The following is a 13,933-nucleotide window of genomic DNA, read 5'->3' on the forward strand; positions in this document are numbered from 1 at the left end:
TTTTGTTCAGGCAGCTTTTTTCGGCTGCCTGAACTGTTTTATTTAGCTGGAGTTTTGATAATGGACAATAATCCGACTATTGCTGCTATTGCAACTGCACCGGGACGCGGTGGTGTAGGGGTGGTGAGGTTATCCGGCAAAAATCTGCTTCCTATGGCTCAAAAATTAAGTGGAGGCAAAACGCTGCAACCACGTAAAGCGTTATATACCGATTTTGTTGATGTAGAAGGCACGGTTATTGATAATGGTTTGCTGCTGTATTTTGCAGCTCCGGCCAGTTTTACGGGTGAAGATGTGATTGAACTACAGGGCCATGGAGGCCCTGTGGTATTGCAGATGTTATTGCAATGCTGCCTGCAACTGGGTGCCCGATTGGCCGAACCGGGGGAATTTACTAAACGAGCATTTTTAAATAATAAACTAGATTTGGCTCAGGCAGAAAGTGTGGCTGATTTGATTGATGCTTCTAGTCAGTCGGCAGCACGTATGGCGGTAAGGAGCTTAAAGGGTGTATTTTCACAGGAAATACACCGATTAGTGGATGATCTGATTACGTTGCGTATGTTGGTCGAAGCAACTTTAGATTTTCCGGAAGAGGATATCAATTTTCTTCAGGCTGCAGACGCTAGTGGTAAGTTAGATCATTTGTGTATTCAGTTGGATAAGGTATTGCGGCAGGCGCAACAGGGTGCGCTTTTGCGTGAAGGTATGAATGTGGTGCTGGTGGGAGCACCTAATGTGGGTAAATCCAGTTTACTTAACGCTCTGGCAGGTGATGAGGTGGCCATTGTGACTGATATTGCTGGTACCACGCGCGATACCGTCAGGGAACAGATTACGCTTGAGGGGGTGCCGGTACATATTATTGATACGGCCGGATTGCGTGAAACCGAAGATGTAGTTGAACGGATTGGTATTGAACGAAGTCAACAGGCAGTACAGCAGGCTGATGTGGCGCTGGTGCTGGTTGACCAACGCGAAGGTATTAATACCACTACGGCGGCGATTCTGGCGCAGTTGCCAGCCGGTTTGCATAAAATTGAAGTACATAACAAGATTGACTTAACTGGTGAAGCTGCATCCAGTGTTTCACGTGAAACTGGCGATTTAGTTGCTTTTACTGACGCCAGTCAGGTAATTGGTTTGTCTGCTAAAACCGGTGCTGGTCTGGATTTGCTGCGGCAAGCGCTGTTGCAACAGGTTGGTTGGCAGGGTGAAAGCGAAGGGCTATTTTTAGCACGCACGCGTCATATTCAAGCACTAGAGATGGCTCGGGAAGAGCTGGCCAATGCGAGTTTATGTCAGAATAATCAGATTGAATTATTTGCGGAGCATTTGCGGTTGGCACAGAACGCTTTAAACGAAATTACCGGTGAATTCAGCGCTGATGATTTGCTAGGGGTGATTTTTAGCCGCTTTTGTATAGGTAAATAAATATTTGACTGAATCCGTTTTTTATCGCACTGATTATTGCTCGTAAATAGTCAGTGTTTTTTTTTTGCTTCTTTTACAGTGGCCGGATCAGGGCAAAGCGAGGCTGTGTCTGGCCATTGTGGATGATGTTTTCGTTGAACATGCTTTTGGGACGTGCCCAGAACGAATAATCACCATATAGACACTGATAAATAACCAATTCTTCTTCGGTTTCACTATGGCGTGCGGTGCCAGTTACCTGATACAGGTTGCCTTTGTAATGTTGGTAGATGCCACGTTGCATGTGTGTGTCCTGTATAGTTGATATAACTAAAATCTCTTTGATTACAACTCGGTATTCTTTTGGCTGTTTGCTGATTGATTATACAATGTTTTGAATGAATTATAACAATATGCATATTAAGGAATACAGAATATGAATAATGATCAGCGTGCCCAAATACCGGATGCACCATTGTCGGATAATGAGCGTCTAAAAGGAGAAAGTAACTATTTGTATGGTGAAATTGCCGCTGATTTGAATGATGGTATTACCGGTGGATTTAATGGTGATGATTTTCAGTTGATTCGTTTTCATGGTATGTATGAGCAGGACGACCGTGATGTGCGTGCTCAGCGGCAGGCAGCTAAACTGGAACCATTGAAAAATGTAATGATGCGTTGCCGGTTGCCGGGTGGCATTATTACGCCGCAACAGTGGCTGGGTATTGATGAGTTTGCTACGGCGCATACTTTGTATGGCAGTATCCGGCTGACGACACGGCAAACATTTCAGTTTCACGGGGTGTTAAAACAGGATATCAAGCCGATGCATCAGTGGCTGCATCAGCTGGGGCTGGATTCGATTGCAACTGCCGGTGATATCAACCGCAATGTGTTGTGTACTAGTAATCCGGTTGAAAGTAGTTTGCATCGTGAAGCTTATGAATGGGCGTGCCGGATTTCTGAGCATTTATTGCCCCGCACCCATGCGTATGCTGATATTTGGCTTGACGGAGAAAAGGTACTCAGCAGCGAACTGGATGCGCCGCTGTCTGCGGGTGTGAGCGGGGATGCGGTAGAACCGATTAATGGCAAGACTTATCTGCCGCGTAAATTCAAAACTGCACTGGTGATTCCGCCATTGAATGATGTGGATTTACATGCCAATGATTTAAATTTTGTTGCTATCGGTGAAAACGGTCATCTGGTGGGATTTAATGTGCTGGTGGGCGGTGGCTTGTCTATTGATCATGGTAATCAGCGTACTTTTCCAAATACTGCTAAGGATTTCGGTTTTATTCCGGTAGAGCAGGTATTGCGTTGTGCAGAAGCGGTGGTGACTACACAGCGCGACTGGGGTAATCGAAGCGATCGCAAGAATGCGCGCACTCGTTATACTTTGCAGCGGGTGGGTGTGGATGTATTTAAACAAGAAGTTGAAAGGCGGCAAGGGTTTGCCTTTGCACCAAGCCGCTCGTATACGCTCACGGAGCGCGGAGACAGGATTGGCTGGGTAGAAGGGGAAGATGGGCGCTGGCATCTGACTTTGTTTATTGAGAACGGCCGCTTGCTAGATTATCCGGGACGGCCATTGAAAACGGGTATGCGTGAGCTGGCCAGAATTCATCAGGGTGATTTCCGCCTTACTGCCAATCAGAATGTGATAGTAGCCGGTGTGCTGCCTGAGAATAAAGAAAAAATTGAGCGCATCGCACGTGAATACCGTTTGATTGATGATGAAGTGACAGAGCAGCGCAAGAATAGTATGGCTTGTGTGGCTTTACCAACCTGTCCGCTGGCCATGGCTGAATCGGAACGTTTTTTGTCGGGCTTTATTGATCAGGTTGATGAATTAATGGCGAAAAATGGGCTGGCTAAGGAGCATATTATTCTGCGTGTGACTGGCTGTCCAAATAATTGTGGTCGTGCATTGCTGGCTGAAATCGGGCTGATTGGTAAGGCCATCGGCCGTTATAATCTGTATGTCGGTGGTAATCGTGCTGGCACACGGATTCCGCGTTTGTTCCGTGAGAATATCGACGTAGACGAAATTATGCTGATTTTGCAAGAATGGATTGCACGCTGGGCACAAGAACGACTGGATGCTGAGGATTTTGGTGATTTTGCTATTCGTGCCGGTATTGTTAAACCGGTAGTGGATGCGGCAGTAGATTTTTGGGATCCAGATAAGGTGCCAGTATAGCACTCTATCTGATAGGGACAATGTAGTGTTGTTGATTATGGTCTGAACTACTAAAAGATTCAGACCATTTTTGTTAGTTAGAAGTATTCGGGCTTTTGTTTAGGGCTCTGGTTTGGCATAGAGCTGGTCAAACAGGCCGCCGTCACTGAAAAAGCGTTGTTGTGCTGCATGCCAGCCGCCAAATTCTTGATCAATACTGACCAGTTGCAGGTTGGGGAACTGGTGGCGATATTCGGCCATAATTTTCGGGTTAACCGGCCGGAAATAGCTTTGCGCTATTAGGCGCTGGGCGCTGTCACTGTACAGATGTTGCAGATAGGCGGTAGCCAATCTGCGCTTGTCGGCACTGGTGATATTGCCGTCAACTACGGCTACGGGAGGTTCGCACAGAATAGATAGTGACGGTGTGACGATTTCAAATTCATCCGGTGCCTGTTTCATGGCGAGTTGGGCTTCGTTTTCCCACGCCAGCAAGACGTCTCCTAGTTGTCGATGGGTAAAGGTAATGGTGGCAGCTCGGGCTCCGGTGTCCATCATCGGCACATGCTGAAGCAGGGCACGTAAATAAGCTTCTGCGCTGGCATCGCTTCCACCAGGCTGGTGTTTGGCCCATGCCCAAGCTGCTAGAATATTCCAGCGTGCGCCACCGGAGGTTTTCGGATTAGGGGTGATAATCTGTACATTGTTTTGAATCAAGTCACCCCAATCGCGGATGTGTTTGGGGTTGCCTTTGCGTACTAGAAATACAATGGTTGAAGTATAAGGGGTGCTGTGGTGGGGCAAGCGCTGTTGCCAATCAGATGGCAGTAACGTTTTTTTACCACGGTTGATGGCGTTGATGTCGCCGGCCAGAGCTAAGGTCACGACATCGGCTTTTAGGCCGTTCTGTACAGCTATTGCCTGTTTGCCGGAGCCACCATTTGACTGACGAATATGTATTTTTTGCCCAGTTTGCCTGTACCAGTAATGCTGAAAATCAGTATTGTAATGCTGATACAGTTCGCGCGTGGCATCATATGAAGCATTGAGCAAAGTAGTGTTGCTGTTGTTCTGGCTGTTGCATGCGTTCAGACCCATTGCTACTGCCGCTAGCAGACCATAACGCCAAAATGTGTTCATACTTGAAAATTTATTGTGCCGTCAAAGTTTTAATGTAGCAATGCAACTGTGGGGACGGAAATACTGTTTTTTTGTTTGTTTATAACTAAAAGCAAGTTGTTGGACGGTTTGTTGCTGCGGTAATCGGCCTAAATTTGAAAAAGTTGGCTGGGGCTGTTATAAACCGCATTTGATTTTTAATCTGTTTGATTGAGAAAGTTAGATGAAGAGCGGGAATACAGAGGTTGCTGCACACAGAAAGCTGCTGACACGGGAAGATGTGCGTACGTTGATGCTGTCATCCTTTGGTGGCGCGCTGGAATTTTATGATTTTGTAATTTACGTATTTTATGCCAAGGTGTTGTCTGAGCTGTTTTTTCCAGCTGGTATGAATCCGTTTTGGGCGATGCTGAATACTTACGGTATCTTTGCTGCCGGCTATTTGTTCCGACCGCTGGGTGGTATTGTAATGGCGCATTTTGGCGATTTGTTTGGGCGTAAACGTTTGTTTGCCCTGTCTATCATGATGATGGCTTTGCCAACGCTGCTGCTGGGATTGATGCCTACATTTGACACCATTGGCTATGTTGCGCCTGTGTTGCTGCTGGTATTACGCATGATACAGGGTGTGGCCATTGGCGGTGAAATTCCGGCGGCTTGGACGTTTGTATCTGAGCATGTGCCTGAAAAACATGTGGGTATGGCCAATGGTTTTCTTACCGGCGGGCTGTCGCTGGGTATTTTATTGGGCTCGTTGATTGCACTGATGATGTCCAGACAGTTTACCAGCGCAGCTATTCTGGATGGTGCATGGCGTATTCCTTTTATTCTGGGAGGTTTATTTGGTCTACTGACCTTGTATCTGCGTAGTTATCTGCGAGAAACACCGGTCTTCAAGGCGATGCAGCAGCGTAAGGAGCTGGCTACGGATATGCCATTAAAATTACTGGTGACTCAGCATAAGACTGCCGTGATTATTGGTATGCTGCTTACTTGGTTTTTGACCGGATGTATCGTTGTGATTTTGCTGGCCATGCCACAATTGCTGACTGCGGGCTTTGGTTTTTCCAGTGCGCTTGCTTTTGAAATGCAGAGTATGGCGATAGTGATGCAGATGATCGGCTGTGTGCTGTATGGTGTTTTAGCCGACCGTGTAGGCAGTGGACGCATGCTGATTTGTGGGATTGTATTGACTGGTGTGATGGCAGTGTTATTCTATCCGGCACTGGGAAATAGCAGTGAAGGTATGGTTTTTGCTCTCTATATGCTGTTGGGACTGGCTGCCGGGGTAGCCGGTATTGTATCTGCTGCGATGATTAAAATGTTTCCACCCGCTATTCGCTTTACTGGTATTTCTTTTTCCTACAATGTGGCTTATGCGATTGTCGGTGGCCTGACTCTGCCTGTCGTGCAGTGGTTAAGCAGCTATAGCCCTATTGGTGCCATGTATTACATTCTGCCATTGTGTGTGGTGGGTTTGCTGGCGGCTTTTGCATTCCAATTTCGTTATCAGCGCTAAAACTATCGCGCCAAAAATGTTAGACACAAAAAAACTGCTTTATCCATAAGTGTTCATCATGTCAGGATAAAGCAGCTTTTTTATTAACAATCAGGCGTTACCGGCATTAGCTTGTTCGGCCTGATACATGGCTTCGAAGTTAATCGGAGCCAGCATCACTGGCGGGAAGCCTGAACGGGTGATGGTATTGGATACGGTTTCACGGGCATACGGGAACAAAATATTCGGTGCTGCTACCGCCAGCAGTAATTCCACATCATCTTCTGGAATATTGGCAATGCGGAAAATACCGCTTTGAGCCACTTCGTTCAGAAATAGTACTTTTTCTTCGGTCATCTTGGCAGTAACTGTCACTGTTACGGTAACATTATAGAATTCATCCTCTAGTTTCTCAGCAGCAGAAGTCACGCGCATTTCGATTTGAGGTTCTCCGCCTTCAAGAAAAATTTGTGGTGCATGGGGCACTTCCAGTGACAAATCTTTCAGGTAGATTTTTTCAATGCTGAATACCGGCTGTTGTTCGTTTTTTTCTGGTGCTTGTTCTTTTTTGCTCATGCTTTTCTTTCAACAAAGGGATAAGGGATAGGGTGGCAGAACTATCCGGCACAGCCGGATAACGGAGAAGAGAAATAGTCTGCGCTTAGCCTGCCAGTAAAGGATCTAGTTTACCTGCTTGGTTCAAAGCATTCAAATCATCAAAGCCGCCAACGTGTACTTCTCCGATATAGATCTGTGGTACGGTACGGCGACCGGTACGCTGCATCATCTGCTCGCGCGCCTGAGGATCGGTATCAATGCGGATTTCATTGATGGCTGTGACGCCTTTCTGTTTCAGTAAGGCTTTTGCCATCTGGCAATACGGGCATACACCCGTGGTATACATGGTAATCGCTTGCATCGTATTTTCCTTGTCTGCGTACAGATACTGATTAGAATAGCCTAGCATACCGCGAACTGAAGCTACTGAACAGGTGCAGGCTTTCTTTGCGAGTATGCTGCGGTATAATTAGTGAATATTTACATCACAAACGGACACCTACAGATGATTCGTTTTGAGCAGGTATCGAAAACGTATCCGGGCGGTTTCACCGCAGTGAAAAACCTTAGCTTTTCTATCAGTAAAGGGGAGATGATTTTTATTGCCGGCCATTCCGGAGCTGGTAAATCAACCATTCTGAAACTGATAAGCGGCATTGTGAAGCCTACCAAGGGAAAAGTGTGGCTAAACAATCAGGATTTGGGACGTCTGAACGACAATCAACTTGGTTATCTGCGTCAGCATATCGGTATTGTATTTCAGGACCATAAACTGCTGTTTGACCGCAATGTGTTGCAAAATGTGATGTTACCTTTGCGAATTACCGGTTATGAACGTAAGCAGGCAGAGCACCGTGCCCGTATAGCAATTGAAAAAGTTGGCCTGAAGGGGCGAGAAATGGCCGACCCAGTGACCTTATCTGGCGGAGAGCAGCAGCGCCTGTGTATTGCTCGTGCAGTGGTGCATCAGCCTGGTTTGCTGATAGCTGATGAGCCCTCAGCCAATCTGGATCGGGCGTACGCACTGGATATTATGGAATTGTTCAAGACCTTTCATGAGGCTGGTACCACAGTAATGGTAGCCGCTCACGATGAAACTCTGATGGCTGATTACGGCCATCGCATTATTCGATTGCAGGAAGGCAGGTTATACGCATGATTCAGTTTGTTTCCCTGCATACAGAAGCGGCGTGTAAAGCATTACGGCAGTTACTGCGCCAGCCGGTGGCCACGCTGTTGATTCTTGTTATGCTGGCAATCGCCATGACGTTACCACTGGCATTGTATCTCGGTGTACAAAGCGGACAGCAGGTGCTGGGACAGATTAACGATGCACCCACCATGACCCTGTATATGCAGATGGAAGCGAAAGCCAGTGATAATCAGGCTGTAGAAAAAGCCTTGCAGGCGAATAAACAGCTTGAAAAAGTAGTGTTTGTGAGTAAGCAGCAGGGGCTGGAAGAATTGCAGCAGAGTATGGGAAGTCAGGATCTGGTTTCTATGCTTGATAGTAACCCGCTGCCGGATGCGTTTACCGTCACGCCGCAAGTGGACACTCCAGAAGAATTGGCGGCATTACAGACGCAGCTGGCGCAGCTGCCGATGGTGGAAAGTGTGAAAATGGATGCGGAATGGATGCAAACCCTGTATCAGATTAATCACTTTGTGCATCAATTGTTGTGGTTTCTTGCTATAACGCTGGGACTGGCGTTTGCGCTGGTGGCGTATAACACCATTCGCTTACAGATTCTTAGCCACCGTGAAGAAATAGAAATTACGAAGCTGCTCGGTGCACCAGCTTCTTTTATTCGCAGGCCTTTTCTGTATCTGGCCATCTGGCAAAGCCTACTTGCTGCCGCCATTAGTACCGGCTTGTGTTACTGGCTCTGCTATATGACTCAGCCTATAGTCAGTGCCATTCTCCAACCTTACGGCGTGCATATTGCCTGGCGGTTTTTCAACCCCTGTGAAATAGTGGTAATTTTATTGCTGGTTTGCGGACTGGGTGTTGTGGGTGCATGGCTGGCTACGCGTCAGCATCTGCTTAGCTTTAAATCCGTACGCTAAATATTTTGTCTATCAGTAACAGAAATCCTCAGTAAACTTGCTTTACTGAGGATTATATTCAAGAAAGTTTTCTACAATTTCTATCATAAAAAAGCCAGCATAATGTTTTGCCAAATCTAATCATGCGCTTGCACTACAATACTAACCATTACTGAATATTCAGCAATAAGTGCTACCATTCGTTTATTCATAAATTTGTTGTCCAGTATCTAACGAAACAGATTTTTTTAATATACTCAGACATTGCGGATTAACAGGCATAAAAAAGCGGCACTGATTCACCCTTAAAGTGATTCAGCAACCGCTCATGTATATTTTCAATGTGGTAAAGGCTATTGATTCTGACGAGCCTGAGCTGCCTGTGCCAGTAGTTGCAGCATCGTTTCGGTTTCTTCCCAGCCAATGCAGGCGTCTGTAATACTCTGACCATAATTTTCTGGATTATCCTGCCTGCCTGCCATCAGATTGCTTTCCACCATAACGCCCATTATATGCTGCTCACCGGCCTGAATCTGTGCGGCGATATCCTGAGCCACTTCCATCTGCCGACGATAATCTTTGCGGCTGTTAGCATGACTGCAATCAATCATCAAATATGGTGTAACCTGATGTTTGTTTAGCTCGTCTACTGCGGCCTCAACATGCTCATGGCTGTAATTAGGTTCTTTACCACCGCGCAGAATAATGTGGCAATCTGGATTACCGCTAGTACGCACAATAGCCGAATGGCCGGCTTTGGTTACCGAAAGGAAATGATGTGGATGGCTAGATGCGCCAATGGCATCAATGGCAATTTTCAAATTACCGTCGGTACCGTTTTTAAAACCTACCGGACAGCTTAAACCAGAAGCCAGCTCGCGGTGTACCTGACTTTCCGTCGTACGGGCACCGATGGCACCCCATGAAATCAGATCGGCAAAATATTGTGGAGTAATCATGTCCAGAAATTCAGTTGCAGCAGGCATACCCATATTGTTTAATTCCAGAAGCAGTTTGCGAGCCAGACGCAGACCATAGTTAATATCGTAGGAACCATCTATTCGCGGGTCGTTAATCAAGCCTTTCCAGCCTACAGTGGTACGTGGTTTTTCAAAGTATACACGCATCACAATCAGCAATTGATTTGCATATTTTTCGCGTAATACATTCAGCCGCCGGCCATATTCCAGTGCAGCGACTGGATCATGGATGGAGCAGGGGCCGATAATGACCAGTAAACGTTTATCATGTCCATGCACCAATGCAGCAATTTCCTCACGAGTATCGTGGACTACTTCAGCAGCTTTATCGGTAATCGGCAATTCATATAAATGGGCAATCGGTGGCAACAATTCTTTAATTTCTTTAATCCGGACATCATCTATTGGTCTGGTTACTGCCTGATTCATAATTTTTCCTGTCGAATGCTATTATTTTAAATTTTAATGATTTACCTATCAGGCTATAATGAATAAGTTTAAAAAGCAAGATTCAAACTTTTGTATCGCTACAATATTGCTTAAATATCAAATTATCTAGCATATAATTATATTTCAAATCTAATATATATCGGTTATTGGCAGAATATTTTAATAAAAACCATTATATTGTTCTGGCACCTTGATTAAAAATTTGCAAGTGCTGTTTTAAGCACGTATGGGTTTCGGGTACAATCGCCTCCCCTGTGGTTCGTAAACCTCCCACATTAAAAAACTAGGAAATCAACTATATGCGTGCACAAAATAATCTGGGCACAGTTAGTCTGCTGGGTAATCAGCATACGCAGTATTGCAGCGATTACGCACCGGAGCTACTGGAAGCCTTTGATAATCAACATCCCGATAACGATTATTTCGTTAAATTCATCTGTCCTGAATTCACCAGTCTGTGCCCGAAAACCGGTCAGCCAGACTTTGCCACCATTTACATCAATTACCTACCCCGCTTGCGCATGGTAGAAAGTAAATCATTGAAACTGTATCTCTTCAGTTTTCGCAATCATGGTGATTTTCATGAAGATTGTGTCAACATCATCATGAAAGATTTGATTGCATTAATGCAGCCTAAATATATAGAAGTATATGGAGAATTTACGCCGCGGGGCGGCATTGCCATCCATCCGTATGCCAATTACGGCGAACCCAATACACGCTACAGTGACATGGCCGCTCAGCGTCTGCTGCAGTTTCAAGTGAAATAAACCTGTCACTGCTGCAAGATACTTTCTGTATGGCTAGCTCGGGTTTTCTGATGATTACCTGTTGCGCAGCCGCATAAATAAACAGGATTACCTATGTATGAATTTTCCGATGCGCAGCGTTTTAAGGCGTTGCGCTGGCTGACTTTCTGGCACATGCTGGTTATCGTGGCCAGTAATTATCTGGTGCAGTTTCCCTTTACTCTGTGGGGGCTACACAATACTTGGGGCGCATTTACTTTTCCGTTTATTTTTCTAACTACTGACTTAACCGTACGCATATTCGGCTCAGGTCTGGCGCGAAAAATTATTTTCTGGGTGATGTTGCCTTCATTGTTGTTTTCCTATGCCATCTCCGTATTGTTTCAAAACGGACACTGGATGGGCTGGGTGGCATTAAGCCATTTTGATTTATTTGTAGCGCGTATTGCTCTTGCTAGTTTTACCGCTTACGTAGTCGGACAGCTGATGGATATTCTGGTGTTTAACCGGCTACGCCAATGCAAGCGCTGGTGGCCGGCTCCAAGTGCCTCCGCTGTGCTGGGTAGTGCCGTCGATACATTACTGTTTTTCGCAGTAGCATTCTATCATTCACCAGATGCCTTTATGGCGGCCAACTGGTTACAGATATCCTTTACAGATTATGCATTTAAAATCACTGTGGCCGCACTGTTTTTCCTGCCCACGTACGGCGTGATACTGCGTTATTTACTCTATCGGCTGACCGCCTTAGCACCGCGTGCCGTAAACGGTTAAAACGCATCAAAAACGTTGCTACAGCGTAATATCTTACCTTCAACAGGCCGGTTGATAAGTGGCCTGATTGCCGTGAAGGCATCTGTTATAATACGCGCCTATTTTCAAATACCTGGCTGAGAGAACATCATGGAAGCGGAGCAGATTAATCAGTTAAACAATATTCTGGATGATATGGCATCCCGTAGTCACGATTTACGGAGGTATCTTTGACTACGCTGGCAAAAAAGATCGTCTGGAAGAAGTAATCGGTCTGTCGGAAGACCCTGAACTCTGGAACGACCCGAAAAAAGCACAAGAAGTTGGCAAAGAGCGTAAAGTACTGGAAGGCATTGTGCTGACGCTGGATCATCTGCACAGCGGGATTGAAGACAACCGCATACTGTTGCAAATGGCTGTTGAGGAAAACGACAGCGACGGTTTCGCAGCAGTGCAGGCTGATATCACCGCATTGCAAGAAGAGCTGGCGCAGCTAGAATTTAAGCGCATGTTCAATCAGCCAGCCGATGTGAATAATTGCTTCATAGATATCGTGGCTGGCGCAGGTGGCACCGAGGCCGAAGATTGGGCCGGTATGTTATTGCGCATGTACGTACGCTATGGCGAACGCAAAGGTTTCAAAGTAGAAGTCCTTGAAGAAGACGAGGGCGAAATTGCAGGGGTTAACCGCGCTACCATCAAGCTAGATGGTGAATACGCCTACGGATTGCTGCGTACCGAAACCGGTATTCACCGACTGGTGCGTTACTCACCGTTTGATTCTAATAACAAAAGACATACATCGTTTGCTTCCGTATTCGTTTATCCGGAAGTGGATGACAGCTTTGAAATTGAAATTAATCCCGCAGATTTGCGTGTCGATACCTATCGCGCTTCCGGTGCCGGCGGCCAACACATCAACAAAACCGATTCGGCTGTTCGCATCACGCATGAACCAACTGGTATTGTCGTACAGTGTCAGAACGACCGTTCCCAGCACCGTAATCGCGAAGAGGCAATGAATATGCTCAAAGCCAAGTTGTTTGAGCTGGAAATGCGTCGCCGCAATGAGGAAAAACAGAATCTCGAAGCCAGCAAGGATGATGTAGGCTGGGGACATCAGATTCGTTCCTATGTATTCGATTCATCGCGTATCAAGGATTTACGCACTGGTTATGAAGTAGGCAATATCAAGGCCGTAATGGATGGCGACCTTGATGGCTTTATCGAAGCCAGCTTGAAACAAGGTGTTTAAAAAATATGTCATAAGGCTGCCAGCTATCAGTTAGGCGGCCTTAATTGTTAAGGTAGCCTGTATGAAATCTATTGATGTCATTATTCCCTGCTATAACGCCGAAAATACATTGGCACGAGCAATAGACAGTGTATTGGTACAGCCGGAACTGGGCTGTCTGTGGCTGGTGGATGATGCGTCAGCAGATGGAACAGCCAGTTTGATTCGGCAGTGGCAGCAGCGCCATCCACAACTTATACGAAGTGAGTTTCTGCCCACAAACCGTGGTCCGGCTGTGGCGCGTAACTGGGCCGCCTTAATGTCTAGTCGTAACCACATAGCATTTCTGGATGCAGATGATGCCTACCAGCCGCATGCACTACAGGCAGCCAGCGCCGTGTTCAGTTTCCGGCCGCAAACCGGTTTATTGCGTTTACCGGTCAAGGGACATAATATCCCTGAACGATACCGAGAGCATGAAAAATTTGCTGTGGCATGGCGTACGTTTGAAATGATTACTGCCACCAATACAGTTTTCAACCGTGCCTATTTCCTCGCCTGTGGCGGTTTCCCAGTTGATGCTCTGTTTCGGCACCTTGGTGGCGAAGATGGGGCGCTGGGGCTGGCCACAATAGAAAGCTGCATGGTGGCCACACTGTTTGATGAAGCTGGAATGCCTGATATCGGTGTCGATTTTTATGGCCACGATGGGATGTATGTACGCAAACTGCTTGATGCTATGCTTTATGGGCAAAAGCGGGAGGAATGCGATGATACAGCGATGCAACAGGCCGATGCGGTAACACAAAGTATTGTGCAGCGGTTACACGATTTGCATGAGATACTTGCTTACCCACACCCTGGTAAACAACCCCTGAAATTGTTTACCGATTAAGCATGGCACTCAAAATGCCAGTGCATTAACTGAATTTAGTCTTATCATTACTC

14 protein-coding genes and 1 riboswitch are annotated in these 13,933 nt (G+C 46.3%); of the genes, 9 read left to right on the top strand and 5 right to left on the bottom strand.

The window, feature by feature from the left end; translation table 11 throughout:
* Positions 1 to 60: 60 nt before the first annotated feature.
* Positions 61 to 1,434 carry a tRNA uridine-5-carboxymethylaminomethyl(34) synthesis GTPase MnmE gene (gene mnmE, locus ABU615_RS06875; protein ID WP_370388735.1) on the top strand — a complete coding sequence of 458 codons (1,374 nt, stop codon included), beginning with the start codon at positions 61 to 63 and terminating at the stop codon, positions 1,432 to 1,434.
* Between the two features lie 73 nt (positions 1,435 to 1,507).
* Here the strand turns inward: mnmE and ABU615_RS06880 are convergent, their stop codons facing one another.
* Positions 1,508 to 1,717, bottom strand: coding sequence for a DUF1653 domain-containing protein (locus ABU615_RS06880; protein ID WP_100141024.1), 210 nt, complete (start codon positions 1,715 to 1,717; stop codon positions 1,508 to 1,510).
* 132 nt (positions 1,718 to 1,849) lie between these two features.
* Here ABU615_RS06880 and cysI point away from each other — a divergent pair, with 132 nt between their 5' ends.
* Positions 1,850 to 3,619, top strand: coding sequence for an assimilatory sulfite reductase (NADPH) hemoprotein subunit (gene cysI / locus ABU615_RS06885; RefSeq protein ID WP_370388736.1), 1,770 nt, complete (start codon positions 1,850 to 1,852; stop codon positions 3,617 to 3,619).
* Positions 3,620 to 3,718: 99 nt separating this feature from the next.
* On the opposite strand, the gene ABU615_RS06890 is transcribed toward cysI, so the two are convergent.
* Positions 3,719 to 4,738 carry a sulfate ABC transporter substrate-binding protein gene (locus ABU615_RS06890; RefSeq protein WP_370388737.1) on the bottom strand — a complete coding sequence of 340 codons (1,020 nt, stop codon included), beginning with the start codon at positions 4,736 to 4,738 and terminating at the stop codon, positions 3,719 to 3,721.
* A 202-nt stretch (positions 4,739 to 4,940) separates the two neighbouring features.
* Here ABU615_RS06890 and ABU615_RS06895 point away from each other — a divergent pair, with 202 nt between their 5' ends.
* Positions 4,941 to 6,236, top strand: coding sequence for an MFS transporter (locus tag ABU615_RS06895; RefSeq protein WP_267390989.1), 1,296 nt, complete (start codon positions 4,941 to 4,943; stop codon positions 6,234 to 6,236).
* Between the two features lie 90 nt (positions 6,237 to 6,326).
* Here ABU615_RS06895 and secB read toward each other — a convergent pair whose 3' ends face one another.
* Both secB and grxC read right to left on the bottom strand, forming a co-directional pair.
* Positions 6,327 to 6,791: a protein-export chaperone SecB gene (gene secB / locus ABU615_RS06900; RefSeq protein WP_267390990.1), complete on the bottom strand. Its 465-nt coding sequence runs from the start codon at positions 6,789 to 6,791 to the stop codon at positions 6,327 to 6,329.
* A gap of 85 nt (positions 6,792 to 6,876) precedes the next feature.
* A complete protein-coding gene (grxC, locus tag ABU615_RS06905) occupies positions 6,877 to 7,134 on the bottom strand; it encodes a glutaredoxin 3 (protein ID WP_100141223.1) in 258 nt (85 codons plus the stop codon).
* A 144-nt stretch (positions 7,135 to 7,278) separates the two neighbouring features.
* On the opposite strand from grxC, the gene ftsE reads away from it, so the two are divergent.
* The gene (gene ftsE, locus ABU615_RS06910; protein WP_100141019.1) at positions 7,279 to 7,932 is read left to right on the top strand and encodes a cell division ATP-binding protein FtsE; all 654 of its coding nucleotides are present in this window, start codon (positions 7,279 to 7,281) and stop codon (positions 7,930 to 7,932) included.
* Positions 7,929 to 8,840, top strand: coding sequence for a permease-like cell division protein FtsX (ftsX, locus tag ABU615_RS06915; RefSeq protein WP_367417694.1), 912 nt, complete (start codon positions 7,929 to 7,931; stop codon positions 8,838 to 8,840). Before ftsE ends, ftsX begins: the two co-directional genes overlap by 4 nt.
* A gap of 332 nt (positions 8,841 to 9,172) precedes the next feature.
* On the opposite strand, the gene aroG is transcribed toward ftsX, so the two are convergent.
* A complete protein-coding gene (gene aroG, locus ABU615_RS06920) occupies positions 9,173 to 10,228 on the bottom strand; it encodes a 3-deoxy-7-phosphoheptulonate synthase AroG (protein WP_267408696.1) in 1,056 nt (351 codons plus the stop codon).
* 269 nt (positions 10,229 to 10,497) lie between these two features.
* Positions 10,498 to 10,542, top strand: a riboswitch (PreQ1 riboswitch).
* Positions 10,543 to 10,548: 6 nt separating this feature from the next.
* Here aroG and queF point away from each other — a divergent pair.
* From queF to ABU615_RS06940, 4 genes are all read left to right on the top strand, one after another.
* Positions 10,549 to 11,019, top strand: coding sequence for a preQ(1) synthase (gene queF / locus ABU615_RS06925; RefSeq protein ID WP_267390993.1), 471 nt, complete (start codon positions 10,549 to 10,551; stop codon positions 11,017 to 11,019).
* Positions 11,020 to 11,112: 93 nt separating this feature from the next.
* On the top strand, positions 11,113 to 11,772 hold the full coding sequence (locus ABU615_RS06930) for a 7-cyano-7-deazaguanine/7-aminomethyl-7-deazaguanine transporter (protein WP_370388738.1): 660 nt from the start codon (positions 11,113 to 11,115) through the stop codon (positions 11,770 to 11,772).
* 129 nt (positions 11,773 to 11,901) lie between these two features.
* Positions 11,902 to 13,006, top strand: a protein-coding gene (prfB, locus tag ABU615_RS06935; RefSeq protein WP_100141014.1) for a peptide chain release factor 2 whose coding sequence is annotated in 2 segments (ribosomal slippage) — positions 11,902 to 11,982 and positions 11,984 to 13,006 — 1,104 coding nt in all. Because the reading frame shifts where the segments join, the coding sequence is not laid out codon by codon here.
* A 61-nt stretch (positions 13,007 to 13,067) separates the two neighbouring features.
* Positions 13,068 to 13,880, top strand: coding sequence for a glycosyltransferase family 2 protein (locus ABU615_RS06940; RefSeq protein WP_367490149.1), 813 nt, complete (start codon positions 13,068 to 13,070; stop codon positions 13,878 to 13,880).
* Positions 13,881 to 13,933: the final 53 nt, after the last annotated feature.

Origin of the sequence: Snodgrassella alvi (assembly GCF_040741455.2) — a bacterium.
Classification (GTDB): domain Bacteria; phylum Pseudomonadota; class Gammaproteobacteria; order Burkholderiales; family Neisseriaceae; genus Snodgrassella; species Snodgrassella alvi_E.

Bases quoted from the DNA above. Each gene is read 5' to 3' on its own strand.
- ABU615_RS06890 (WP_370388737.1), bottom strand. From the start codon at position 4,738: ATGAACACATTTTGGCGTTATGGTCTGCTAGCGGCAGTAGCAATGGGT.
- secB (WP_267390990.1), bottom strand. From the start codon at position 6,791: ATGAGCAAAAAAGAACAAGCACCAGAAAAAAACGAACAACAGCCGGTA.
- ftsX (WP_367417694.1), top strand. From the start codon at position 7,929: ATGATTCAGTTTGTTTCCCTGCATACAGAAGCGGCGTGTAAAGCATTA.
- ABU615_RS06930 (WP_370388738.1), top strand. From the start codon at position 11,113: ATGTATGAATTTTCCGATGCGCAGCGTTTTAAGGCGTTGCGCTGGCTG.
- cysI (WP_370388736.1), top strand. From the start codon at position 1,850: ATGAATAATGATCAGCGTGCCCAAATACCGGATGCACCATTGTCGGAT.
- aroG (WP_267408696.1), bottom strand. From the start codon at position 10,228: ATGAATCAGGCAGTAACCAGACCAATAGATGATGTCCGGATTAAAGAA.
- ABU615_RS06940 (WP_367490149.1), top strand. From the start codon at position 13,068: ATGAAATCTATTGATGTCATTATTCCCTGCTATAACGCCGAAAATACA.
- queF (WP_267390993.1), top strand. From the start codon at position 10,549: ATGCGTGCACAAAATAATCTGGGCACAGTTAGTCTGCTGGGTAATCAG.
- ftsE (WP_100141019.1), top strand. From the start codon at position 7,279: ATGATTCGTTTTGAGCAGGTATCGAAAACGTATCCGGGCGGTTTCACC.
- ABU615_RS06880 (WP_100141024.1), bottom strand. From the start codon at position 1,717: ATGCAACGTGGCATCTACCAACATTACAAAGGCAACCTGTATCAGGTA.
- ABU615_RS06895 (WP_267390989.1), top strand. From the start codon at position 4,941: ATGAAGAGCGGGAATACAGAGGTTGCTGCACACAGAAAGCTGCTGACA.
- grxC (WP_100141223.1), bottom strand. From the start codon at position 7,134: ATGCAAGCGATTACCATGTATACCACGGGTGTATGCCCGTATTGCCAG.
- mnmE (WP_370388735.1), top strand. From the start codon at position 61: ATGGACAATAATCCGACTATTGCTGCTATTGCAACTGCACCGGGACGC.